This window comes from Streptomyces sp. NPDC017979 (genome assembly GCF_044328175.1).
GTDB lineage: Bacteria > Actinomycetota > Actinomycetes > Streptomycetales > Streptomycetaceae > Streptomyces.
The window spans coordinates 584,228-608,551 of sequence record NZ_JBIRGU010000002.1 but is presented as its reverse complement, the minus strand read 5'-3'; the positions used below and the strand labels follow the sequence as shown (position 1 = coordinate 608,551).

Sequence of the window (24,324 nt, the reverse complement as noted above, 5' to 3'; positions counted from 1 at the left end):
TACGCACATCGGGCGTACGCGCAGCAGGGCCGTGCCCACCACCTCCGGAGAAGTGGTGGGCACGGCCCTGTGCACGTCCGGCGGACGTCGTCCGCTTACCGGACGCCGACCAGCTGGCGGTCCCCGTCCGGGTCCTCCGGGCTGTCCGCGAGCTGCTTGTGCAGCTTCTCGCCCTCGACGTCCACGTTCGGCAGCGCCTTGTCGAGCCAGCGCGGCAGCCACCACGCCTTGTCGCCGAGGAGCGCCAGCACCGCCGGGACGATCGCCATCCGGACGACGAACGCGTCGAAGAAGACGGCGATGGCGAGGCCGAAGCCCATCATCATGACCATCTGCTCGCCGGAGCTGATGAAGCCGGCGAAGACGCCGATCATGATGATCGCGGCGGCGGAGACGACCCGCGCCCCGTGCCGGAAGCCGGTGACGACGGTCTCGCCCGGCCGCTCGCCGTGGACGTACGCCTCACGCATCCGGGTGACGAGGAAGACCTCGTAGTCCATGGCGAGGCCGAAGACCACGCCCACCATGAAGATCGGCATCATCGACATGATCGGGCCGGGCTGCTCGACGTTGAACAGGTCCGCGAGCCAACCCCACTGGTACACCGCGACGACCGCACCGAGCGCAGCGACCACGGAGAGCAGGAAGCCGAGCGCGGCCTTCAGCGGCACCAGGATCGAGCGGAACACCAGCACCAGCAGCAGGAAGGCGAGTCCGACGACCAGCGCGAGGTAGGGCACCAGCGCGTCGTTCATCTTCTGCGAGAAGTCGATGTTCAGCGCGGTGGCGCCGGTCACGAACAGGGTGGCGCCGGTGTCGGCCTTGAGGTCGTCCTTCTTGCCGCGGATGTTCTCGACCAGGTTCTCCGTCTCCACGGAGGACGGCCGCTCCTTCGGCACGACGGTGATCATGCCGGTGTCGCCGGCCTTGTTCAGCTCGCCGGGGATGGTCGCGGCCACCCCGTCCATCTTGCCGATCATCGCGGCGGCCTCGTCGACCGCGCCCTGGGCGTCCTTGCTGCCCTTGGCGTCCACGACGATGCTCAGCGGACCGTTGAAGCCGGGGCCGAAGCCGTCCGACAGCAGGTCGTACGCCTTGCGCTGGGTGGAGGCCGGCGACGAGGAACCCTCGTCCGGCAGACCCACCTGGAGCGAGGCGGCCGGGACGGCGATCAGACCGAGGCCCACCACCGAGGTGAGCAGCACCGCGACCGGGCGGCGCAGCACGAAGCGCGCCCAGCGGACGCCCAGCTTCGGCTTCTCGCCCTCCAGGCCCTTGTTGGTGTGGGCGCCGGCCTTGCGGGCCTTGCGCGCCTTGCGACCGAGGATGCGGTCCCCGGCGAAGCCCAGCAGCGCCGGGATGAGGCTGATCGCGATGACGACGGCGATGACGACGGTGCCGGCGGCGGCGAAGCCCATCTTGCTGAGGATCGGGATGTTGACGACCGCGAGGCCGGCCAGGGCGATGACGACGGTCAGACCGGCGAAGACGACCGCGGAGCCCGCGGTGCCGACGGCGCGACCGGCCGCCTCCTCCTTCTCCCGGCCCTCGGCCAACTCGGCGCGGTAGCGGGAGACGATGAACAGCGCGTAGTCGATGCCGACCGCGAGGCCGATCATCATCGCGAGCATGGAGGTGGTGGTGCCGAGGTCCAGCACGTTCGCCAGCGCGGTGATCGTGGAGATGCCGATGCCCACGCCGATGATGGCGGTCAACAGCGGCAGACCGGCCGCGATGAGCGAACCGAAGGTGATCACCAGGACGACGGCGGCGATGAGGATGCCGATCATCTCGGCGCCGGTGCTGTGCTGCTCGACCATGGTGGCGTCACCACCGAGTTCGACGGTGAGCCCGGAGTCGCGCGCCTCCTTGGCGACGTCGGTCAGCGACTCCTTGCTCTTGTCTTCGAGCTCCATCGTGTTGACCTTGTAGGACACCGAGACGTACGCGGTGCTGCCGTCCTGGGAGACGGCGTTGCCGGAGTACGGGTCCACGACGGACGCGATCTCGGTGGAGCCCTTCTTCAGGTCCGCGATGAACTCGTTCACCCCGGCCTTGGGCCCGTCGTCGGTCATCTTCTGACCGGCGGGCGCCTTGAAGACGATGCGCGCGGACGCGCCGTCGGCGCTGGCCCCCGGGAACCGCTCCTCCATCAGGTCGAACGCCTTTTGGGATTCGGTGCCCGGCAGGGCGAAGCCCGGGTCCTCGGCCTTAGCGGCGGAGGAGGCGGCGACACCGGCGATCGCGAAGAGTGCCACCCACAGCAGGGCGACTAGTTTGCGGCGCCTGAAGGCGAACCGCCCGAGTTTGTAGAGGAACGTGGCCACGAGGGCGTACTCCCGTTGGTGAGACGTATACAGGGCAGGGGGAGTCGGCCCGACGACGAGAGCGGCGCGCGTCAGGTTTCGAGCTGGGGCTGAGCGGTTCTGCTGGGGAGGGGAGAGTCGAGGGCGCCCGGGAGACGGGGAGTCCGGGCCTCGTGGGACTACATCGCGCTACATCGGTCCGCGACGGGTGCGCACCGGTTCGTGGAGGTCATTGCGCCTCCAGGGCCGGCAGCACGACCGCGTCGATGCTGCATCCCCCGGGGGACGACCCCCGGACCCCCGGCAGGAAAACCACGACGGATCATCGTGCCTCCAGGGCCGGCAGCACGACCGCGTCGATGTAGCGGGTGAGGAAATCCCGGTTGGGGACCCGGTCCTCGATCATCTGTAGGGCGAAGAACGCTCCGAAGAGCATGTGCGGCACGAACTCGCGCGCGGGGTTGTCCGTACGGACCTCGCCCCGCGCCACCGCCCGGTCGATCACCACGCGCAACTCGTTCTGCTCGGGTTCGATCAGCTTCTCCTGAAGCACCCGGAGCAGATCGGGGTTGGTGTTGACCGCCAGGGTCAGGCCCCGCATCAGCGCCGAGTCCTTCTCCAGCTGGCAGTCGTCCACCCGCAACATCATTTCCTGGAAGTCGCCGCGCAGGCTCCCCGTGTCGACCCTGTCGGCACCGGGTCCCGAGTGGTGCCGCAGCGCCGCGGTGACCAGTTCCGGCTTGTTGTGCCACTGCCGGTACAGGGTCGCCTTGCTGGCACGGGTCCGGGCGGCGACCGCGTCCATGGTCAGGGAGTCGTATCCGACCTCGCGCAGCAGATCGAGCACGGCGTCGAAGAGCTCGGCCTCGCGCTCGGGGGTCAGTCGGCTGCGGGACATCGGTCGGCCTCCCTTCGGGACTCGCGGGGACTCGGGCGACTCGTTCGGAAACGAACGAAACGGTTTCGTACTCAAAATACGATAGTCGAAGGTCCAAGCGAAACGAAATCGTTTCGCTGTGGGTTTCATCACCCGAAGGGCGCTCAACCTTCCGACCCCGACATGAGTTCCATAAAGGATGAGGAGTTGCCTCGCCCGCCGCGCCCGGAAAGCATTGGGGCGTGAGCGACGACGACGTGGCGTACCTCCGTTATCCGCACCTGCACGAGGACTTGGTGTGCTTCGCCGCCGAGGACGACCTGTGGGTCGCCCCGCTCGTCCCGGCGGGCGAACGCCCGGGGCGGGCCTGGCGGCTGACCGTCGACCGGACGCGGATCGGGCACCCCCGCTTCTCCCCCGACGGCCGGCACATCGCCTACACGACCTGGCGCAGCCTCGATCCGGAGATCCATCTGGTGCCGCTGGCGGGCGGCCCCGCGCGGCGGCTGAGCTACTGGGGCTCGGTGGACACCCGGGTCTGCGGCTGGGGTCCGGACGGGCACGTCCTCGCCGTGTCCTCGCACGGCCAGCCCTTCTCGTACTTCTCCTGGGCCTACAGCGTCCCGCTGGACGGCGCGCCGGGCGGGAAGCTGCCCTGGGGGCCGGTCTCGGACATCGCCGTCGCCGACGTGGCCGGCGAGCGGCGCACCCTGCTGCTGACGGGGAAGGCACCGCACGAGCCGGCCTCCTGGAAGCGGTACCGGGGCGGGGCCACCGGACGGCTCTGGCTGCACGGCAGACGGCTGCTGGCCGATCTCGACGGGCACCTGGACTCCCCCATGTTCGTCCGCGACCGGATCGCGTTCCTCTCCGACCACGAGGGCGTCGGCAACCTCTACTCCTGCCGGCCCGACGGCTCCGACCTCCAGCGCCACACCGACCACGACGCCTTCTACGCCCGGCACGCCTCCAGCGACGGCCGGCGGGTGGTGTACCAGTGCGCGGGCGAGTTGTGGATCGTGGACGACCTGACCGACCCGGACGCGGCGCCGCGCCGGCTGGCGGTGCGGCTGGGGGGCCAGCGCGCGGGGCGGCGCACGTACCAGGTGCCCGCCTCCGACCACGTGGACGCGCTCGCCGTCGACACCACGGGCCGGGCCAGCGCGGTCTCCGTGCGCGGCAGCCTGTACTGGCTCACCCACCGCGACGGCCCGGCCCGCACGATCGCGGACACGCCGGGGGTGCGGGCCCGGATCCCGGTCGCGCTGGGCTCCGGCGGCCGGGTGGCGTACGTGACGGACGCGGACGGCGAGGACGCGGTGGAGATCGCGTACCTGCCGCGGGCGAGCGGGGAGCGGGAGGCGCGCCGGCTGGCCTCGGGCGAGTTGGGGCGGGTGCGGGAGATGGAGTCCGACCCGGAGGGGAAGCGGCTGGCGATCGCCACGCACGACGGCCGGCTGCTGCTCCTGGACACGGACGACGCGGAGGAGGCGGACGCCACCGCGGCCGGCGAACCCACGGAAGCGGAAGCCGAAGCCGAAGCGAAGGCCGAAGCCGAAGAAGACACGGGAACCGAAGCGGCGGAAGAGGCTTCGGACGAACCCCTCGTCGAAGTCGTCCGTTCCCTCAACGGCCCCGTCCGCGACCTCGCCTTCTCCCCCGACGGCTGCTGGCTCGCCTGGTCCCAGCCGGGCGTGGGCCGGTCCCTGCGCCAGATCCGGATGGTCCGGATAAAGGACCGCACGATCGTCGACGTCACCAACGGCCGCTTCGAGGACGAGAACCCGGTCTTCACCAGCGACGGCCGCTACCTCGCCTTCCTCTCCTGGCGCGGTTTCGACCCGGTGTACGACGTGCACACCGGCGACCTGTCCTTCCCCCTCGGCTGCCGTCCCTACCTGGTGCCCCTGTCGTCCGCGACGCCGTCGCCGTTCGCGCTGCTGCCCGACGGGCGCCCCGCCGCCGGCGGGCTCGACCCGCTGGACGAGGCGCCGGCCGCGGCCGGCTCCGCCGGCGACGGCGCGGGCACCGTCGTCGAGACCGAGGGCCTGGAGAGCCGGGTCACCCCCTTCCCGGTGGCCGCCTCCAAGTACTCCGCGCTCTCCCCGGTCAGCGGCGGCGGCCTGGTCTGGCTGCGCTGGCCGATCTCGGGCGCGCTCGGCGAGACGTTCGTGAACCCGGCCGACACCTCGGGGCAGCCCACGCTGGAGCACTTCGACATCTCCAAGGCGCGCCGCACCGAACTCGTCGCGCACCTGGACTGGTTCGCGGTCAGCGGCGACGGAACCCGGCTGGTGGTCGTGGACGGCGGCGAGTTGCGGGCCGTACCGGCGACGGAGGCCGGCGACGCCGACTCCACCGTCTACATCGACCTGCGCCGCATCCTGCACGAGGTGGACCCGGCGTCCGAGTGGCGCCAGGCGTACGCCGAGGCGGGCCGGCTGATCAGCGCGTACTTCTGGGACCCGGGCATGAGCGGCGTCGACTGGCCGGCCGTGCTGGATCAGTACCGTCCGCTGGTGGAACGCGTCGCGTCCCCGGACGAGTTCGCCGACCTGCTGCGGGAGGTGCTGGGCGAACTGGGCACCTCGCACGCGTACGTCACCCCCGCCCGGCGCGACGAGGGGCCGCGCCACTACCAGCGGCCGATGGGGCTGCTGGGCGCCAACCTGGTCCACCGGGACGAGGGGTGGGCGGTGCAGCGGATCCTGCCCGGCGAGTCGTCGGACTCCAAGGCCCGCTCGCCGCTGGCCGGCACCGGCATCCGCGAGGGCGCGGTCCTCACCCACGTCGACGGCCGCCCGGTCGACCCGGTCGCCGGCCCCTACCCCATGCTGTCGGCCGCCGGCGGCACCACGGTCGAGCTGACGTTCCGCACCGCGGAGGGCGCCTCCCGCCGGGTCGCGGTCGCCCCGCTGATCGACGAGCGCCCGCTGCGCTACCAGGACTGGGTGGCCAAGCGCCGCGAGGTGGTGCGGGAGTTGAGCGACGGCCGCTGCGGCTACCTCCACATCCCCGACATGGGCGGCTCCGGCTGGGCGCAGTTCAACCGCGACCTGCGCCTGGAGGTGACCCGTCCGGCGCTGATCGTGGACGTACGGGGCAACGCGGGCGGACACATCAGCGAGCTCGTGGTGGAGAACCTGACCCGGAAGATCCTCGGCTGGGACCTCACCCGCAACGCCCAGCCCGTCTCGTACGCGTCGAACGCGCCGCGCGGCCCGGTCGTCGCCCTCGCCGACGAGGAGACCTCGTCCGACGGCGACATGATCACCGCCGCGTTCAAGCTGCTGAACCTCGGTCCCGTGGTGGGCACCCGCACCTGGGGCGGGGTCGTGGGCATCACCGGCAACCACCGGCTGATCGACGGCACCGTCATCACGGTGCCGATGAACGCGGCCTGGTTCGACACCTACGGCTGGTCCGTGGAGAACCACGGCGTGGAACCCGACCTGGAGGCCCTGCGCACCCCCCTGGACTGGGCGGAGGGCCGGCACGCGGGTCTCGACGACGCGGTCCGGCTCGCCCTGGACATGCTGGCGAAGCAGCCGGCGCTCGACCCGCCGGGGTACGACGACGTACCGGACCGCAGCCGGCCCCCGCTGCCGCCGCGCCCGCAGTCCCGGAAGGTGGAATAGCCCCTCGGCATCCGGTAGTTGTTCGGCCATGACCAACACCAATGATCGAGACCTGTTGGGCCGCTTCGGCGTGTGGCACCGCTTCCTGCGGGCGGTGCCCGGGCAGGGCCTGGCGCCGGGGACGGCCGAAGCCGTCGCCGAGCTGGACGAGTTGGGGTACGGCGCGCTGTGGATCGGCGGCAGCCCGTCGCTGGCGGAGGCCGCGCCCGTGCTGGCCGCCGCGCCCCGGATCCGGGTGGCGACCGGCATCCTCAGCATCTGGGAGCACCCGGCCGAGCAGGTCGCCGAGGAGACGGCCCGCATCGAGGAGTCCGCGCCCGGCCGGTTCGTGCTCGGGCTCGGCGTCAGCCACAGCGCCCGCGCCCCGCAGTACGCGAAGCCGTACGCCGCGATGGTCGCCTACCTGGACGCGCTCGACGCCGCGCCGACGCCCGTCCCCGCGTCCCGCCGGGTGCTGGCGGCGCTCGGCCCGAAGATGCTGAAGCTGTCGGCCGACCGGGCGCTGGGCGCGCACCCGTACCTGGTCACCCCGGAGCACACGGCCGAGGCGCGCGCCCTGCTCGGCCCCGACGCGCTGCTCGCCCCGGACCTGAAGGTCGTCCTGGAGCCGGACCTGCCGCGGGCCCGCGACATCGCCCGCACCGGCCTCGCGCCGTACCTCGGGTACGAGAACTACCTCCGCAGCTTCCTGCGGCTCGGCTTCACGGAAGCGGACTTCGCGGACGGCGGCAGCGACCGGCTGGTGGACGCGGTGTTCGCGCTGGGCGACCTGGACCGGATCCGCGCCCGCGTCGCAGACTTCCACGCGGCCGGCGCCGACCACGTCGCGCTGAACGTGGTCTCGGAGGCCCCGGCCGACGAGTTGCCGCGTCGGGAGTGGCGCGAACTGGCCGGCGCGCTACTGGCCGACTGACGTCCCCTTCCCCGCCTCCGGGCAGACGGACGCCTCCCCGACGTTGTACTGCCTGCGCTCCGCTGCGGTGAGTTCGCGGTTGACGGACCGACAGATCTGCTGGACCGCATCGGTCTCGTCGGGGAGGTCCACGGACCACAGCCGTACGACACCGCTGAAGCTGGTGGTGGCGAGGGTGGTGCGGTCAGGGCTGAAGGCGACGTGGTTCACGAAGCTGACGTCGGAGAAGGTGCGGCGCACCGCGCCCGTCTCGACGTCCCAGATCCGGGCCGTGCCGTCTTTGCCGCCCGTGGCCAGGGTCTTGCCGTCGGGGTGGAAGGCCATCGATTCGATCACGGCGTGGGTGTTCAGCGTCAGGGTGCGGCGCAGCGCCCCGGTTTCGGGGTCCCGCAGGCGGAGGTAGTTCACGCGCGGGCTGTCGGGCTCGCGGTTGGTCGAGGTGTAGTCGATGGTGGCGAGGGTCCTGCCGTCCGGGGTGAAGGTGGGACTGTGCTCGTACCCGGGGAGGGGAAGGGTGCGCAGTACCTCACCGGTGCGGACGTCCCAGATCCGTAGCGTGCCCTTCCGGCTTCTGGTCACCAGGGCGCTGCCGCTCGGATGGGGCGTCATCGTCTCGATGGCGCCGTCCGGTCCGGTCAGGACGCGGTGGCGGCGCCCCTGGTCGACGTCCCACAGGTGCACCCGGTTGTTGCCGAGCGCGGCCAGGGTCGTTCCGTCGGAGGTGAAGACGAGGCTGTTCACTTCGGGCGCGGTGCCGGGCAGGGTGCGCCGCTGGGCCCCCGTGCGGGCGTCCCGCAACCGGACGGTGCCGTCGTGGTCGGCCGTGACCAGCGTCCTGCCGTCGGGGCTGAGGGCGACGACCCGGCGGATGCCGGTGAGGGTGACCGCGCGACGGCCCTCGGGCAGGCCCCAGGTCCGGACGGTCGCGTCGTGGCCGGCGGTGACGAGCGTGCGGCCGTCGGCGCTGAAGCTGAGGGCGCTGACCGCGTTGGTGTGCCCCTTTAATGTGTGGGTGTTGAGGTCGCCCGTCTCCCACTCCCGGACGGTCCCGTCCTGGGTCATGGTGACCATGGAGCGGTTGTCGGCGCTGAAGGCGATCGCCTCGACGCCCCGGGTGTAGCCGCTGAGGGTGACGCGGGGGCCTTGGCTGCGCGCGTCCCAGATCCGCAGGGTGTCGTCGTCGGCGGTCACGAGCGTCGCGCCGTCCCGGCTGAAGACCAGGCGCTTGACGAGGCTGACGTGACCGCTGAGCGAGGCGATGATCCCCCCGCTGTTCCTGGAGTCCCGCAGCGTCACCATGCCGTCGTGCTGGGCCACGGCGAGTTCGCTGCCGTCGGAGCCGAAGACGGCCCTCGCGTAGTACTTCTCCTCGGGGACCGGGTAGGGGAACTGGGGTTTCGGGATGTAGACGCGGCTCCGGCCCGTCGTGAGGTCCCACAGCCGCACGTCCCGGCCGCCGCTGACCAACGTGCGGCCGTCGGGCGAGAAGTCGAGCGCCTGGAACTGCTCGCCCGGCGGCGGATTGCGCTTCTTGTAGGTGTTGAAGACGTGTTGGGTGCGCCCGGTCGCGACGTCCCACACTCGGATGGTCGCGTCTTCGGAGGTGGTGGCGAGTTGCCGGCCGTCCCGGCTGAACCTCAGGACCGCTACGGTGCCTTGTCCCTCGTCCAACGTGGCGCGCAGCCGTCCCGACCTGGCGTCGTGGATCCGCACGGCACCGTCCAGGTACGAGATGGCGACGGACGTGCCGTCCGGGTGGAAGGCCACGTCCACCGCATCCTCCACGGACCCGCCGATGGGGACGCTCCGCTTCAGCTTCAGGTCGTGGAGCAGGGCTCTTCTCTCGCCGTCGACGTACGCGACCGTGCGGAGGTCCGGGCTGAACGAGGCTCTGCGGACCAAGCCCACCGGGATGCGGTGGGTGGTGCGCAGCGGGATGTCCGCGGCGCGCAGGAGGCTGGCCCGCGCCTCCCGGGTGGGCGAGGTGCGGTAGGCGTGCAGGGCGAGGAGTGAGGCGAGTGCGGGGTTGCCGATGAGCTGCTCGTCGGACCGGGCGGCGAGTTGGTGGGAGAGCGCGGTGCGCTGCGCCGTGAGGGCCTTGTCGCGCTGCTCGTCGCTGGTGTGGCTCTGCCGCAAGGCGACCGTCCCGGCGAGCACGGCCAGCACCAGGAGCACGGCGAGCGCGGCCGTGGAGCGGCGCAGTCGGCTGGTGGTGCGGGCGCGGGCGTCGTCCTCGTCCTCCTCCGCGGTGACGCTGGCGGCGAGGAAGTCGCGCTCGACGGCGGTCAGGCCCTGGTACGGGTCGGGGAAGGCTTCGCGGGCGGTGGCGAGGCGGGTGCCCCGGTACAACGCGCTGGCGTCGCGGTCGAGTTCCGCCCAGGCGTCGGCGTCGGCGGTGAGGCGCCGGTGGGTCACCAGCCGCACCCGTTCCTCGTCTATCCAGGTCCGCAGCCGCGGCCACGCCGTGATCAGGGCCTCGTGCGCCAGGTCCGCGGTGTCGCCGTCGAGGGTGACGAGGCGGGCGTGGGCGAGCCGTTCCAGGACGGTGGTGGCCTCCTGGGACTCGACGGCCGCCAGTTCCGTGCGGGGTGCGGGGCGGCGGGTGTCCTGGGCGCCCTGGCCGGGGGTGATCAGCCGCAGGAGCATCCGGCGGGCGTGGACGCTCTCGTCCGCGCTGAGGCTGCTGTAGGTGTGCTCGGCGGTGTCCGCGATCGCGCCGTGCACGCCGCCGATGGCTTCGTACGCGGCGAGGGTCAGGGTCCGGCCGCGGCGCCGGCGCCACACCTCCAGCAGCGCGTGGGACATCAGCGGCAGGGCGCCCGGCTCGCCCGCGGCCTGCTCCACGATCCGGGCGGTCAGCTCCCGCTCGACGATCAGCCCGGCGGCCCGGGCGGGGCCGACGATCGCCTGCCGCAGGTCGGCGGGGGCCATCGGCCCGACGAGCAGGTGCGCCGTGCGCAGCGCCTCGACGAGCGGGGCGTGTTCGGTGCAGTGGCCGTAGAAGTCGGCGCGCACGGCGACGACGACCCGCAGTCCGCGGGCCGGGTCGCGGGCGGTCGACAGCAGGTGGATGAAGCGCGCGCGCTCGGCGGGGTCCCGGCAGAGGGTGAAGACCTCCTCGAACTGGTCGACGACGACCAGGGTGTCCCCGTCGGCGCGGCGCGAGACGGTGCGGGCGTGGGTGGCGAAGGGCTGCGCGCCGGGGGTGAGGATCTTGATGCCCGCGCACTGCACCCCGTCCGCGCCCCGGCCGGTGCGCAGCCGGGGAATGAGCCCGGCCCGCAGCAGGGAGGACTTGCCGCTGCCGGATGCTCCGGTCAGCATCACGAAGCGGTGGGCGGACAGCAGGTGCAGCAGTTCGGCGACGAGTTCGTCCCGGCCGAAGAAGAGTCCGCGGTCGTCGGGCTCGAAGCGGGCGAGCCCCCGGTACGGGGCTTCCGCGGCGTCGTCGTCGGCGACCAGGACGGTCTGCTCCTCCGCCGCCCGGGACGCCGCGCGCCACCGCGACTCCCACTCGTCGCTGTCGCCCGCGCAGACCTCCGCGTACGCCAGGGTCACCGGCAGCGACGGCAGTTGGTCCCCCGCCGCGGCCGCGGCGAGGGCGCTGGCCGAGTAGCCCGCGCGGCGGGCCATCTCCCGGTACGTCGGCCCGCCGGCCGCGGCCCGTAACTCCCGCAGGTCGCAGGCGAACGCCTCCACCGGACCGGCCATCGGATCGAGTGGACGCTCCCGACGCCCCGCCATCGACCCCACCCCCTTCGACGAGTAAGAGGGCCATCAAACCGCGGTCGGGCATTGTCCAGGAACGTCGGAACAGGCTTTCTGGACAATGCCCGAGCAGGTGGAATCGACGCAGGCAGGCACCGAGTGCGGACGCCGGTGCCCCGTGCTCCAGGGAGGATCGATGGCCGTCGGCCACCCCGTGCATCCGAACCTCGCCACGTCTCCGGCCGAGTTGGTGCAGCAGATGCGCCGGTTGAAGGAATGGTCGGGACTGACCTATCGACAGATCTCCGCGCGTGCGCAGGACGCGGGCGACTGCCTGCCGTCCAGCACGGCGGCCGGGGCGCTCGCCCGCCGCACCCTGCCACGGGAGGAACTCCTCGCGGCGTTCGTCCGCGCCTGCACGCGGGACGAGCAGGCGGTGCGGTCGTGGACCCGGGCGCGGGCCGCGGTGGCCGAGCGGGCCAGGTACGGCCCGCCGGTCGAAGGACTCCCCGCGGGCGGGGGTGCACCGGTGGACGGGGGTGCGCCCACGGGGACCCGGGGGGAGGTGCGGGGGCCCGGTCAGGGGGATGACCGGGGCCCCGCACGGGGGGAGGTCCGGAGGTCCGGTCAGGGGGACGACCGGGCAGCCGGCCAGGGGGAAGGACGGGGGAACGTCCGGGGGGAGGTCCGGGAGGGCGCCGTCGTCGACGGCGCCGACTCCCGGGCCGGACGTCCCTGGTCCCGGCCGTTGCGCGCGGTCGCGCACTCCACGGTCCGCGCCTGCGGATGGTTACGGGCGCGGCTGCCCGGCGCACCGCGCGACTCGGGTCACGCCGCTCACCCCGGCACTGCCGGTCACCCCAGTCACATCGCTCATCCGCCGCGCGCCGCCTCGTCCGCCGCACCGCCCGCGCCCACCAGGCCCGTGGCGACCGTGCCCAACCGGCCGTCGAGCCGGCTCACCTCCCTGCTGCCCAACACCCCGATGAGGGACGGCAGGTAACCGCGCACGGGCTGCATGCCGCGCAGCCAGCGCTGGCCGTACACGTGCGCGGCGCGGCGTTCGATGCCGGCGACGATGCGGTCGACGGCGGGGCCCAGCGGATACGTGCGGTTCGCCGGCCACGGCAGCCGGCCGCGCAGCTCCCGCATGACGTCGTCGCGGTCCGCGCCGCGGACCATGTCCGTGTCGGTCCAGGACAGATAGCCGACGCCGACGCGCACTCCGCGGTGGCGGACCTCGGCGCGCAGGCTGTGCGCGAAGGCTTCCGCGCCGGCCTTGGACGCTGCGTACGCGGTCATCATCGGCGCCGGGGTGATCGCGGCGAGCGAGGCGATCTGGAGGAAGTAGCCGCGGCTCTCGGTGAGGACCGGCAGGAAGGCGCGGCCGGTGACGGCGCTGCCGATCAGGTTGACCTCGATGACCCGCCGCCAGGCGACGGGGTCGGAGGTCTCGAACGGGCCGCCGGCCGCGACGCCCGCGTTGGCGACGACGACGTCGACCTTGCCGAAGCGCTCCTTGACCTCACCGGCGACCCGGGTCATGGCGGCGTGGTCGGTGACGTCGGCCTCCCAGACGTCGCCCGCGGTGTGGAGCCGGGCGCAGACGTCCTTCAGGCCGTCCGGTTCCAGTCCGACGAGCGCGACGTGGACGCCGTGCGCGGAGAGCTTGCGGGCGAGCAGCGCGCCGACGCCGCGGGCGGCGCCGGTGACGACCGCGACCTGCCCTTCGAGTGGAACGCCCCGTACGCCCCGTGCTGTTGGTGCCGTGTTCATGCGGCTTCCCCTGCTTCCTCCGCGAGGTGGGCGGCGACCAGTTCGCGCAGCTTGGCGGTGATCGCGTCGGGCGTCTCCACCGGGGTCATGTGGCCCGCGCCGGCCAGTAGGACCAGCTCCCGGCAGTCCGGGAGGTGCGTCACCATGCGGTGGGCGTGCACGGGCGGGCTGAGCCGGTCGGCCGTGCCGGCGACCACGACCGTGGGCGCGGCGAGCTTGCGGACGCCGTCGGTCAGGTCCAGCTCGGCGAGGACCCCGCCCCACGCCACCCGGGTGGCGCGCGGACAGGAGTGCACGATCCGGGCGCACGCGCTGACCTGCGCACGGGTCGCGGCGCGGCCCATCGTGGCGTACTTCAGCAGTCGCTTGGACAGCGGGGTGACCGGGCCGAGCGGGGCGCGCGAGCCGAGGACGGCGTGGGTGAGCTTGGAGCGCAGCCGGCCGCGCCGCAGCGGGAACACCAAGGACTCCTCCGCGAGGTGGGAGGCGCCGGTGCTGCACAGCAGGGCGGCCGCGGTGCGCTCGACGACGGCGGGCCGGTCGGCCGCGGCCATGATCGTCATCGCGCCCATGGAGTGCCCGGCGAGCACGGCGCGCTGCCCGGGCGCGAGGACGGCCGCCAGCACCGCTTCGAGGTCGTCCGCGAGGACGTCCGTGCCGACGCGGGCGAGCGGGGTGCGGCCGTGGCCCCGCTGGTCGTACACGACGACCCGCAGTTCGTGGGAGAGGGCGGCGACCTGGGCGGCCCAGAAGCGGGTGGAGCAGGTCCAGCCGTGGGCGAGGACGACGGTGGGCGCGTCGCTCGGCCCGTGCACCTCGACGTGCAGGGGCGTGCCGTCGGCCGAACGGACCTTGCGGCTGGTCAGGGTCGAGGGGCCGGCGGGCTTCGGCACGGTGCGCGGGCCCTTGCGGTCGGTGCTCACGTTCCTGCGGTCGGTGCTCATGCGGTGGCTCCCAGGGTTCCGGTCTCCGCGGCCGCCGTGACCTGCGTGTCCTGCGGCTTCTTCGTGTCCGCTGCTTTCTGCGTGTCCGGTGCTTTCTGCGTGTCCGGTGCGACGTCCATGACCTGCGTGGCGCCCGTCTTGGGTACGGCGCGCACGACCTCGTACTCCCCGAGGTCCACCTCGCGCACCGCCCGCCGGAACTCGGACGTCGTCCCCGGCCACAGCGTGGTGTTGCGCCCGGCGTCGTCGAGGTACCAGCTCTTGCAGCCGGTGTTCCACACGGTTCGCTTCATCCGCTCCTGGATCCGGTCGTTCCAGGCGTCCACGGCCGCCGGGCGCGGGTCCAGCGCCGTACGACCGCCGAGGATGGCCAGTTGGCGCAGGTAGTCGGCCATGTAGTTCAACTGGGACTCGATCATCAGGATCATGGAGGAGTTCCCGAGGCCGGTGTTGGGCCCGATGATCGTCATCCAGTTGGGGAACCCGGCGGCGGTCGCGCCGCGCAGCGAGCGCACCCCGTCCTGCCACGCCTCGGCGAGCGTGGCGCCGCCCGCGCCCACGACCCGTTCGGCGATCGGCATGTCCGTCACGCGGAACCCGGTGCTGAAGACGACCGCGTCCACCTCGGCCTCCGTCCCGTCCGTGGCGACGAGCGTGGCGCCGCGCACCTCCGCGAGACCGGAGGTCACCACGTCCACATTGGGGCGGGCGATCGCCGGGTAGTAGTCGTTGGAGAGCAGGATCCGCTTGCAGCCGATGCGGTACGAGGGGGTCAGCGCGGCGCGCAGCGCCGGGTCCTGCACGGCCCGCGCGAGGTGGGCCTTGGCCACGGACTCGACGAGGGCGAGCTCCCGCGGTCGCTTGGTGAACGCCTGCACCTGGAGTTCGCGCACGCCCCACAGCAGTCCGCGGCGCACGGCGGTGGTGAACGGCAGTTGCCGGTGCAGCCAGCGTTCGACACCCGTGACGGCCCGGTCCGCCTTCGGCACCACCCAGGGCGGGGTGCGCTGGAAGAGGGTCAGCGAGGCGACCTCCGGCTGGATCCGGGGCACGATCTGGATCGCGGACGCGCCGGTCCCGACCACGGCGACGCGCTTGCCGCGCAGGTCGACGTCGTGGTCCCAGCGGGCGGAGTGGAAGACCGGCCCGGGGAAGCCGTCGAGGCCGGGCACGTCCGGGACCTTGGGGTCGGAGAGCGGTCCGGTCGCGGAGACGACCACGTCGGCGGTGTAGTCGCCGGCGCTGGTCTCGATCCGCCAGTGCAGCCGCTCCGTGTCCCAGGTCATCAACCGGACCTCGTGGCCGAAGCGGATGTGGGACCGCAGCCGGAAGGTGTCCGCGACGTGCTCCAGGTACGCCCGGATGTGCTCCTGGCCGGAGAAGGTGCGCGGCCAGTCCGGGTTCCGCGCGAAGGAGAAGGAGTACAGGTGGGAGGGGACGTCGCAGGCGCAGCCGGGGTAGCTGTTGTCCCGCCAGGTGCCGCCGATGGAGTCCGCGCGCTCCAGCACGACGAAGTCGGTGACGCCCTCGCGGCGCAGTCGCACGGCGGCGCCGATGCCGCCGAACCCCGACCCGATGACGGCGACGCGCACGTGCCGCGTGCCGGGCCTCTCCACTGCGTCCGCGTCGGCGTCCGCTTTCCGTGCTCGTTCGTTCGGCACCTGCTCCTGTCGACCCATGCGGTCCCGCCTCCCAGTGAAGACCCGGAATGCTGCCAGTAATCACTGGCGTGATGGGGAGAGTAGAGCAGGAACATACCGAGCGGTAGAGCCCGGACACGCCAAGTTACCTGCGGTACGCACCCCGCGCCGGGGGCCCGGCGCGGCGGCGGGCGCGACGGCGCCGTGATGCGTGTGGCGAGACGGCGTCCGCGGCCCGGGGAAACGGCGCGCACCCAACACCACTCGCAGGACCTCGCGGCCAAGCCCTACGCTTCGGGCGTGGCTGAAGGACGCGAGTACCGCATGGAGGAGCTGGCCGACGAGGCCGGCATCACGGTGCGCACCCTGCGCTTCTACCGCGAGCGCGGCCTGTTGCCGCCGCCGCGCCGCGAGGGCCGCATAGCCTGGTACGACGACCACCACCTGGCGCGGCTGCGCACCATCACCGCGCTGCTGGAGCGCGGGCACACCCTCAACGGCATCGCCGACCTCGCCGCCGCCTTCGAGAGCGGCCGGGACGTCGGGGAGGTGCTGGGCCTCGGAGAGCCGTCGGAGGAGACCGCCGTCCGCCTCACCCCCGAGGAGCTGGCCGACTACTTCGACGGCGAGTTCACCCCCCAGGACCTCGCCGACGCGCTGGACCTCGGCTACCTGGCGACGGACGGCGACGCGATCGTGCACACCAGCCGCCGGCTGCTGGAGGTGTCGGCGGCGCTGGTGCGGGAGGGGGTGCCGCTGAGTGAGGTCCTGGCGGCCGGCCGCAGCGTACGGACCCACGCGGACGCCCTCGCCGCACTCTTCGTCGAGACGGTGCGCCGGCACGCCCCCTCCGGCGCGGAGCGGACTGAGCGGCTGCGCTCGCTGGCGCAGAGCGTGATGGCGGCGGAGCTGTCGATGGCGCTGGACCGCGCGCTGCGGACGGACGCGGAACGCTCCTGACCGGACCGCCCCGCGCCGCCCTGACCTGACCGCCCCCGCCCTCGTCTCAGAGGTCGAAGACCGCCGTCACGGGCGCGTGGTCGCTCCACCGCTCCTCGTGGCTGGCCGCCCGCTCCACGTACGCCTTCACGGCCCGGTCGGCGAGCCCCCGCGTCGCCACCAGCAGGTCGATGCGCCAGCCGGTGTCGTTGTCGAAGGCCCGCCCGCGGTACGACCACCAGCTGTACGGCCCCTCCTGGTCCGGGTGGAGGGCACGGACCACGTCCACGTACTCCGCCTCCTCGTACACCCGGGTCAGCCAGGCCCGCTCCTCCGGCAGGAAGCCGGCGTTCTTGCGGTTGCCGCGCCAGTTCTTCAGGTCGGCCTCCTGGTGGGCGATGTTCCAGTCGCCGCAGACCACGACCTCCCGCCCGGCCGCCGCCGAGCGCGCCCGCAGCTCGCTCAGGTACGGCAGGAAGGCGTCCATGAACCGGTACTTCTCGTCCTGCTTCGGCGTGCCCGCCTCACCGGACGGCAGGTACAGGCTGGCGACGGTGACGCCCGGCAGGTCCGCCTCCACGTACCGCCCGCTGTCGTCGAACTCGGCCGCCCCGAACCCGGTCCGCACCTCGTCCGGCTCGCGCCGGGTGTACAGCGCGACCCCGGCCCGCCCCTTCGCCGCGGCCGGCGCGTGCACCGTGAACCACCCCTCGGGCGCCCGCACGCCCTCGGCGAGCTGCGCCTCCTCGGCGCGCACCTCCTGGAGGCAGACGACGTCGGCGTCGGTCTGCGCCAGCCACTCGACGAAGCCCTTCTTCGCTGCGGCGCGCAGCCCATTCACGTTCACGGAAGTCACCTGGAGCATCCAGCGAGCCTAACCGCCACGGGGCGCGACCCGGGCCCGGCGGGCCGCCGGGCCCGGCGCCGTACGATGACTCGTATGAACATTCGACCCGTCCCGTACGACCACCCGGACGCCGTGAAGCTCAGCGACCAGGTGCTCCAGGAGTACGTGGAGCTGTACGGGCCGAACGAGGACGGCGACACCGACGGTGACGCCACCCCCCTCGACGCGTCGATGTTCGTGCCCCCGCAGGGCCTCTACCTGGTCGCGTACGACGAGCGCGACCGCCCCCTCGCGACCGGCGCCTGGCGCAGCCAGGACGACAACCCCGAGGGCTACGCGGACGGCGACGCCGAGCTGAAGCGCATGTACGTGGTCCCCGAGGCCCGCGGCCTGGGACTGGCCCGCCGCATCCTCACCGCCCTCGAATCCGACGCCCGCGCAGCCGGCCGCACCCGCATGGTCCTCTCCACGGGCGCCCCCCAACGCGCGGCGATCGCGCTCTACACCTCCAGCGGCTACGCCCCGGCACCGCGCACCTTCGGCCACTACCGCGACTACGACGACGTCCGCTGCTTCGCGAAGGACCTCGGCGTCGGCGCGTGAGCCGGAGCGGGAACGCCGCCGGCAGCCTCCGCCGCGGACGCCGCAGCCCGCCATGACGCGAGGACGCCTTCCGGACGGAGGCGGGCTTCGAGACGGCGGCCCGGTACGGGGACCGGGACCGGGACCGGGACCGTACGGGGATCACCCCGGTCAGCCGGGAGGTCGACACGGCCGCCCGGCCTCCGGCGGCGGCGTGCCGACGGCCGCGGCGGCTCAGCCGAAGCGCACCACCGCCTGGTAGTACGTCCACGCGGTCCCGTCGCACGTGCCCTTCGTCGCGCCCGAGTACCGCGCGCACACCCGCTTCATGTCGGCGTGGAAGGCGGAGTCCAGCCGGGCCTTGTTGGCGGTGAAGCTCCCCGCCTTCTTGTAGTTGCGGTAGCCGAAGTCGTGTCGGATGCAGGAGTTCTTGAAGGGGAAGCCGAAGGGGTTGTCGGGCGAGTTGGAGCAGTGGTCCGTGGACCAGTCGAAGCCGTACGCGGCCCAGGAGGACTGCTTGGCGCGGGCCGCGAAGAAGGCGTCGTAACTGGCGGCGCTGGTCTGGGTCCAGGAGCTGAGGACCTTGGGCTTGTCGGCGGGGGCGGCGGACGCGGTGCCCGTGGAGACGAGGACGGCGGAGACGGTGACGGCGGCGGTCGTCACGGCGGTGGCGAGGGTACGGCGGCGCATGGGGACGCTCCTGCGGGGACGTGGAGGGAGGACCCCGCGTGGGTGGCGCGGGGCTACGCACCGTTCAACGCCGGGGGAACCGCGGCGGGCACGGCGCGCGGCTCACACCCCGTCCCGCCGCGGCACGCACTGACCGGGCGTCACCATCCCTCGCCCGGACGTTCGTTCGGCGACACTTGTTTACTGCCCGGTAGGCGACCCGGTCGAAACTACGCGCGTCATCCGAGGGACTTCCGCGCCGGCGGCCCGCGGCGCGCGGCCCGCTCAGCCCGTGGGCAACAGCCCCGCCAGCGTCGTGCGCGCGTCCTGGAGGACGGTGATCCGCTCGTCCAGGCCGCGCAGTTGCTCCTTGAGGGTGTCCGCGACGCACTCGTTCAGTTCGAGGCCGGGGCCCTCGACGCACGGAAGGACCGTGCGGATGACGTTCGTCGACAGGCCGGCGGCCAGCAGGGTCCTGATGTGGCCGACGACGACCGGGGCGTCGGGCGCGTACCGGCGGTGGCCGCTGGAGAGGCGGTGCGAGACGAGGAGGCCCTGCTCCTCGTAGTAGCGCAGCAGTCGCGGGCTCACGCCCGTCGCCCGCGCCAGGTCGCCGATCTTCATGTGATCCCCCTCACTCGCGCCCGATCGCGCTTGAACCTCACACCGGTGTCAGATCCTAGGTTTCTCGCATGAGCACCGCAGCGACCACCACCGAGTCCTTCGTCACCCACGTCAACGGCCGCCCGGCCACCGCCGACGACCTCGCGCCGCTCGCGTTCGCCGGCTACGCCCACTTCACCGCGATCCAGGTGCGCGACCGCCGGGTCCGCGGCCTCGATCTGCACCTGGCTCGGCTGCGGTCCGCTTCGCAGGAGCTGTTCGGGCGGGCGCTCCCGGACGACCTGGTGCGCTCCCGGCTGCGTGCGGCCGTCGACGCGGGGCCGGCCGACGCCTCGCTGATGGCCACCGTCCACTCCCCCGCCGGCGAGTTCACCGTCGACGACCCCGGCCTCGAACTCGACCTGCTGGTCCGCACCGCGCCGCCGTCCGACGGGCCGCGGGGCCCGCTGGCGCTGGCGACCGTCGCGTACGAGCGTCCCCTCGCGGCCGTCAAGCACGTCGGGGAGATCGCCAAGACGTACCACCTGCGGCGCGCCGTCGCCGACGGCTTCGACGACGCCGCGTTCGTCGACCGGCAGGGCCGGCTGAGCGAGGCGACGATCTGGAACCTCGCCTTCTGGGACGGCGAAGCGGTGGTGTGGCCGCGGGCCGACGTGTTGCGCGGCACGATGATGTCCGTGGTCGGCCGGCAGCTCGACGGGATCGGCGTCCCGCAGCGCGTCGAGGACGTCACCCCCGCCGACCTGCCCGCGCTGGCCGGCGCGGTGGTGCTGAACTCCTGGACGCCGGGCGTCCCCGTCCACCGCATCGGCGACGTCGAACTCCCCGAAGCCCCCCGCTTCCTGGACGCCCTGCACCGCGCCCACGCCGCCGAACCGCTCACCGCGCTCTAGTGCCCCTCCCGGCAAGCTTTCCCCTGTCGTCCCGTCCGGCACGCACCCTCGCCGCGTTGGCCGAAACCCCTGGTAGGCCCCCTGTGCCCTGCGGGCACGGGAGGTACCCCCACCGCTACCAGAGCTTCCGGCCGCCTTGCGATCGCACGCACCGGACGACACTCCTCACGGGCAAACATTGCCGGTCACGGCACTAGGTCCTCATCTTTCGGATCTCTCAGTACCTGACCGCGGGCACACCGGCCGGGGCGTCCAGGCGCACCACCTCGTCGGTCGCCGCGAGCAGCGCCCGCGCCAGCAGCAGGCGTTGGCGCTGGCCGCCGGAGGCGGTGGCGCCGTCCCCGCCGACGACGGCGCCGAAGGGGACCCGCGCCCTGCGGGCCGCCTTCCGCGCCCGTCCGGCGGGGCGCGGCACGTGGTAGGGATGACGGATGCCCGGACGGCTCCCCCTCGACCAACAGGTCGACGCCCTGCGCTCCGCGCTCCTCCAGAACGAGGTCCTGGCCTCCGTGTTGACCAGGGCCGCCGCCCTGCGCCTGCCCGACTGGTACCTGACGGCGGGCTGCCTGTTCCAGACGGTGTGGAACGTCGCCACCGGCAGACCCGCCACCAGTGGCATCAAGGACTACGACCTCTTCTACTTCGACGGCACCGACCTGTCGTGGGAGGCGGAGGACTCGGCGATCCGGGCCGGGCGGACGGCGTTCGCGGGCCTGCCCGCCGAGGTGGAGATCCGCAACGAGGCGCGCGTACACCTCTGGTACGAGGAGAAGTTCGGGGTGCCCTGCCCGCCGCACCGGTCGACCGAGGCGGCCATCGACTGCTTCGCCGCGACCACATGCTGCCTGGGCGTGCGGCTGGAGCCCGACGGCGGATGGCGCGTGTACGCACCGCACGGACTGTCCGACGTGTTCAACCTGGTGGTCCGCCCGAACCCGGTGCTCGCCCCGCGCGAGGTGTACGAGGCGAAGACGGCGCGCTGGCAGGAAACGTGGCCCGAACTGACCGTCCTGCCGTGGCCGGCGACCACCGGAACGGGCTGAGACGACGGGGCTGCCTCCCCCGGACCCCGCGTGACGGACGGCGGCCCCGGCAGCGCGAGAACTTCGCGCGCCCCTCATCCCATCGCACGCGAGGCCGTGCCGGCCGTCCGGCGAGGGCCTTCCCGTCGGGCCGTGGTGCGTAGGCACCAGACGACCCGAGCGGCTGGTCCCCGTGCACCAGGACCAGACGGGCACCGGGAACGATGCCCCGCGCCGTACCGAAAGGGAGTGTGGGAGGCGAGCGCCGAGAGAGCGCGGCGAGCCCGTTCGCCGGCTCCGTGCGCGTCCTCGCCCCCAACACGAACAGGACGGCCATGTCCCAAGCTGTGGTTACCCCACCCCGCATCGGGAGATCGTCGATCGGCGCGCTCGGCATCCTGGCGCTCGCCCTCGGCACCCTCCAGTCGGTGGTGGAGCCCGCGCTGCCGCTGCTCCAGCGCGAGCTGGGAGTCAGCTCCGGCGAAGGGGCGTTGATCGGCAACACGCTCCTCATCACCGGCGCCGTCGTCACACCCATCGCGGGCAAGCTCGGCGACCGCTACGGCGGGAAGCGGGTACTGATCTGGCTGATGTCGGTGGTCTCGGCCGGTGGCCTGCTGGCCAGCCTGGCACCCAACCTGCCGGTGCTGCTGCTCGGTCAGGTCTTGCAGGGCGTCATGGTGGGTGCACTGCCGCTCTCGTTCATCCTGGTGCGCAAACACCTGTCGACGCGCGAGTCACAGGTGGCGATAGGGGTGGTCATCGCGCTGTTCACGGGCGGCGGCACCGTGGGAACGCTGCTCGCCGGGCCGATATCGGACGAGCTGTCCTGGCAGTGGATGTTCGCGCTGCCGACGATCGCGGTCGGCGCGATGACGCTGGTCGTGGCCCGGCTGATGCCGCACGACCCGCCCGCCCCGTCGGACGGCAGGATCGACTGGCTCGGCGCCGCGCTGCTGAGCGGCACGCTGCTCGCGTTCATGCTCGGGCTCGTGACGGTGACCGACGGCAGCCTGTCGCCCCTCGCGACGGTCGCCCTCGCGGTGGCGGTGGCCGCCCTCGCGACCGGTTGGGTCGTCGTCGAGCGCCGCGCGCCCTCCCCCATGGTCGACCTGCGCGTGCTGGCGCGGCCCGTCATGTGGCACGCGTGCGCGCTCACCTTCGTCATCACCACCAGCTTCGGCATGGTCGTCTTCCTGCTCCCACAGCTCTTCGCCCTGCCGGCCGACGGTTACGGCTTCGGCGCCGACACCACCGACATCGGGCTGTTCCTGCTGCCCGGCGCCATAGCCGGAGCGTTCAGCGACTCGATCGGCGGCATCGCGGCACGGCGCTTCGGCCCGCGCGCCGTCATCGTCGGCGGCGCCGTCATCACGGCGGGCACGATGCTCGCCCTCGCGTCGCTGCACACCGCGGAGTGGCAACTCGTCCTCGCCAAGGTGCTCACCGCGTTCGCCGCGGGCATCGGCACCACGGCGCTGATGGCGAACACCGCCACCGCCGTGGAAGCCAAGGACACCGGCATCATCACCAGCCTGCTCGTGGTCACCCGCGTCATCGGCGTCGCCCTGGGCGCCCAGATCGCCGCCGCGATCCTCGACGCCGGCACCAGCACGACGACGGGCCTCCCGAGCGAATCGGCCTTCGTCCTGGGCTTCACCGTCGCCGGCGTCGTCGCCGCACTGTCACTCCTCGTCGTCCACCAAACGAAGAAGAAGGCCCAGACATGACCCCCAAAGGTCCCTCCCGCACAGTCCTGATCTCCGGCGCCAGCATCGCCGGCCCCGCCCTGGCGTACTGGCTCCGCCGGTCCGGATTCACCGTCACCGTGGTGGAGAAGGCGGGCGCGCTGCGCAGCGGCGGCTACCCCATCGACATCCGCGGCACCGCCCTGGAGGTGGTCCGCCGCATGGGGATACTGCCGCAACTACGCGACGCCCACGTCGAATCCCGCCGCTGCACCTTCCTCGACGCCGACGGCGCCACCATCGCATCGGTCAACCCGCACGCCGTCGCCGGCGGAGTCGAAGGACAGGACCTGGAGGTGCGCCGCGGCGACCTGGCCACGGCCCTGTACGAGCTGGTACGGGACGACGTGGAGTTCCTCTTCGGCAACTCCGTCGCCGCCCTCACCCAGTCCGCGCACGGCGTCGACGTCACCTTCCACCGCGGCCAACACCGCACCTTCGACCTGGTCGTCGGCGCCGACGGCATGCACTCCGCCACCCGGGAGACCCTGTTCGGCCCCGAAGCACGGTTCCACCGCTACCTCGACTACTGCTTCGCCATCTTCACCATGCCGAACACCCTCGGCCTCTCCCACGAGGTCGTGCTGTGGAACACCCCGGGGAAGGCCGCCGCCCTCTACGCCGTCGGGGACACCGACGAACTGCACGCCTTCTTGAACTTCCACCAACCCGAGCCGCCGCTCCACGCGCTGCGCAACCCCGACGCCCAGCGGGACCTGCTCGCCACCACCTTCGCCGGCGCCGGGTGGGAGATCCCCCGCCTGGTCGACGCCGTGCACGACGCCGACGACCTGTTCTTCGACACGGTCGGGCAGATCCGCATGCCCCGCTGGTCCAACGGCCGCGTCGCCCTCGCCGGTGACGCCGCCCACGCCCCCTCGTTCCTCACCGGACAGGGCTCAAGCCTGGCACTGGCCGGGGCCTACGTCCTCGCCAACGCCCTGGCCACCGAACGGGACCACACCGCGGCCTTCGCCGCCTACGAACGCGGCGCCCGCGAGTTCGTCACCGTGAACCAGGACCTGGTCGACACCGGAGCGGCCACCCTCTTCCCCACCACGGCGCACGCCCTGGAGCAACGCAACACCAGGCTGCGCGCCCTCACCGCCCTGCCCGCCGCCCCACCCCAACCGGCCCACTCGGCCCTGACGCTGCCCGACTTCGCCCCGACGCCGTGACCTCCCGCGGCACCGCCGCA

Annotated in this window: 18 protein-coding genes; 8 read left to right on the top strand and 10 right to left on the bottom strand. The window is 72.8% G+C overall.

The genetic code is table 11. From position 1 onward, the window contains the following. Positions 1 to 95: 95 nt before the first annotated feature. Together ACH4E8_RS08715 and ACH4E8_RS08710 are read right to left on the bottom strand one after the other, a co-directional pair. Positions 96 to 2,327: an MMPL family transporter gene (locus ACH4E8_RS08715; RefSeq protein WP_398445715.1), complete on the bottom strand. Its 2,232-nt coding sequence runs from the start codon at positions 2,325 to 2,327 to the stop codon at positions 96 to 98. A gap of 301 nt (positions 2,328 to 2,628) precedes the next feature. Then, positions 2,629 to 3,204: a TetR/AcrR family transcriptional regulator gene (locus ACH4E8_RS08710; protein ID WP_398445713.1), complete on the bottom strand. Its 576-nt coding sequence runs from the start codon at positions 3,202 to 3,204 to the stop codon at positions 2,629 to 2,631. Positions 3,205 to 3,425: 221 nt separating this feature from the next. Between ACH4E8_RS08710 and ACH4E8_RS08705 the strand changes: the two genes are divergently transcribed. Together ACH4E8_RS08705 and ACH4E8_RS08700 are read left to right on the top strand one after the other, a co-directional pair. Then, positions 3,426 to 6,821: a S41 family peptidase gene (locus tag ACH4E8_RS08705; protein WP_398445711.1), complete on the top strand. Its 3,396-nt coding sequence runs from the start codon at positions 3,426 to 3,428 to the stop codon at positions 6,819 to 6,821. A 28-nt stretch (positions 6,822 to 6,849) separates the two neighbouring features. Further along, the gene (locus ACH4E8_RS08700; RefSeq protein WP_398445709.1) at positions 6,850 to 7,734 is read left to right on the top strand and encodes an LLM class F420-dependent oxidoreductase; all 885 of its coding nucleotides are present in this window, start codon (positions 6,850 to 6,852) and stop codon (positions 7,732 to 7,734) included. On the opposite strand, the gene ACH4E8_RS08695 is transcribed toward ACH4E8_RS08700, so the two are convergent. The 4 genes from ACH4E8_RS08695 to ACH4E8_RS08680 form a co-directional block, all read right to left on the bottom strand. Beyond that, positions 7,720 to 11,445 carry a hypothetical protein gene (locus tag ACH4E8_RS08695; RefSeq protein ID WP_398445707.1) on the bottom strand — a complete coding sequence of 1,242 codons (3,726 nt, stop codon included), beginning with the start codon at positions 11,443 to 11,445 and terminating at the stop codon, positions 7,720 to 7,722. The genes ACH4E8_RS08700 and ACH4E8_RS08695 overlap by 15 nt on opposite strands. An 870-nt stretch (positions 11,446 to 12,315) precedes the next feature. Then, positions 12,316 to 13,218, bottom strand: a complete 903-nt coding sequence (locus ACH4E8_RS08690; protein ID WP_398445705.1) for an SDR family oxidoreductase — start codon at positions 13,216 to 13,218, stop codon at positions 12,316 to 12,318. Next, positions 13,215 to 14,162, bottom strand: coding sequence for an alpha/beta fold hydrolase (locus ACH4E8_RS08685; RefSeq protein ID WP_398445704.1), 948 nt, complete (start codon positions 14,160 to 14,162; stop codon positions 13,215 to 13,217). The genes ACH4E8_RS08690 and ACH4E8_RS08685 overlap by 4 nt, the downstream gene beginning before the upstream one ends. Next, complete coding sequence (locus ACH4E8_RS08680; RefSeq protein WP_398445702.1) at positions 14,159 to 15,841, bottom strand: flavin-containing monooxygenase; 1,683 nt, start codon at positions 15,839 to 15,841, stop codon at positions 14,159 to 14,161. Before ACH4E8_RS08680 ends, ACH4E8_RS08685 begins: the two co-directional genes overlap by 4 nt. Before the next feature lie 285 nt (positions 15,842 to 16,126). Between ACH4E8_RS08680 and ACH4E8_RS08675 the strand changes: the two genes are divergently transcribed. Then, on the top strand, positions 16,127 to 16,762 hold the full coding sequence (locus ACH4E8_RS08675) for a MerR family transcriptional regulator (protein ID WP_398446102.1): 636 nt from the start codon (positions 16,127 to 16,129) through the stop codon (positions 16,760 to 16,762). Positions 16,763 to 16,808: 46 nt separating this feature from the next. Here the strand turns inward: ACH4E8_RS08675 and ACH4E8_RS08670 are convergent, their stop codons facing one another. Continuing rightward, positions 16,809 to 17,606: an exodeoxyribonuclease III gene (locus tag ACH4E8_RS08670; protein ID WP_398445700.1), complete on the bottom strand. Its 798-nt coding sequence runs from the start codon at positions 17,604 to 17,606 to the stop codon at positions 16,809 to 16,811. A gap of 75 nt (positions 17,607 to 17,681) precedes the next feature. Between ACH4E8_RS08670 and ACH4E8_RS08665 the strand changes: the two genes are divergently transcribed. Further along, complete coding sequence (locus ACH4E8_RS08665; protein ID WP_398445698.1) at positions 17,682 to 18,191, top strand: GNAT family N-acetyltransferase; 510 nt, start codon at positions 17,682 to 17,684, stop codon at positions 18,189 to 18,191. A 213-nt stretch (positions 18,192 to 18,404) separates the two neighbouring features. On the opposite strand, the gene ACH4E8_RS08660 is transcribed toward ACH4E8_RS08665, so the two are convergent. Together ACH4E8_RS08660 and ACH4E8_RS08655 are read right to left on the bottom strand one after the other, a co-directional pair. Beyond that, entirely contained in the window at positions 18,405 to 18,860 is a 456-nt protein-coding gene (locus ACH4E8_RS08660; RefSeq protein WP_398445696.1) for a phospholipase, read from the bottom strand. A gap of 264 nt (positions 18,861 to 19,124) precedes the next feature. Next, a complete protein-coding gene (locus ACH4E8_RS08655; RefSeq protein ID WP_398445695.1) occupies positions 19,125 to 19,463 on the bottom strand; it encodes a MerR family transcriptional regulator in 339 nt (112 codons plus the stop codon). A 68-nt stretch (positions 19,464 to 19,531) separates the two neighbouring features. Here ACH4E8_RS08655 and ACH4E8_RS08650 point away from each other — a divergent pair, with 68 nt between their 5' ends. Further along, on the top strand, positions 19,532 to 20,356 hold the full coding sequence (locus ACH4E8_RS08650) for an aminotransferase class IV family protein (RefSeq protein ID WP_398445693.1): 825 nt from the start codon (positions 19,532 to 19,534) through the stop codon (positions 20,354 to 20,356). Between the two features lie 217 nt (positions 20,357 to 20,573). Here the strand turns inward: ACH4E8_RS08650 and ACH4E8_RS08645 are convergent, their stop codons facing one another. After that, complete coding sequence (locus ACH4E8_RS08645) at positions 20,574 to 20,771, bottom strand: hypothetical protein (RefSeq protein WP_398445691.1); 198 nt, start codon at positions 20,769 to 20,771, stop codon at positions 20,574 to 20,576. A gap of 16 nt (positions 20,772 to 20,787) precedes the next feature. Between ACH4E8_RS08645 and ACH4E8_RS08640 the strand changes: the two genes are divergently transcribed. The 3 genes from ACH4E8_RS08640 to ACH4E8_RS08630 all read left to right on the top strand — a co-directional run bounded on the left by ACH4E8_RS08640 (position 20,788) and on the right by ACH4E8_RS08630 (position 24,304). Next, positions 20,788 to 21,399, top strand: a complete 612-nt coding sequence (locus ACH4E8_RS08640; RefSeq protein ID WP_398445689.1) for a nucleotidyltransferase family protein — start codon at positions 20,788 to 20,790, stop codon at positions 21,397 to 21,399. Positions 21,400 to 21,713: 314 nt separating this feature from the next. Continuing rightward, positions 21,714 to 23,108, top strand: a complete 1,395-nt coding sequence (locus ACH4E8_RS08635) for an MFS transporter (RefSeq protein WP_398445687.1) — start codon at positions 21,714 to 21,716, stop codon at positions 23,106 to 23,108. Continuing rightward, a complete protein-coding gene (locus tag ACH4E8_RS08630) occupies positions 23,105 to 24,304 on the top strand; it encodes an FAD-dependent monooxygenase (protein ID WP_398445685.1) in 1,200 nt (399 codons plus the stop codon). The genes ACH4E8_RS08635 and ACH4E8_RS08630 overlap by 4 nt, the downstream gene beginning before the upstream one ends. Positions 24,305 to 24,324: the final 20 nt, after the last annotated feature.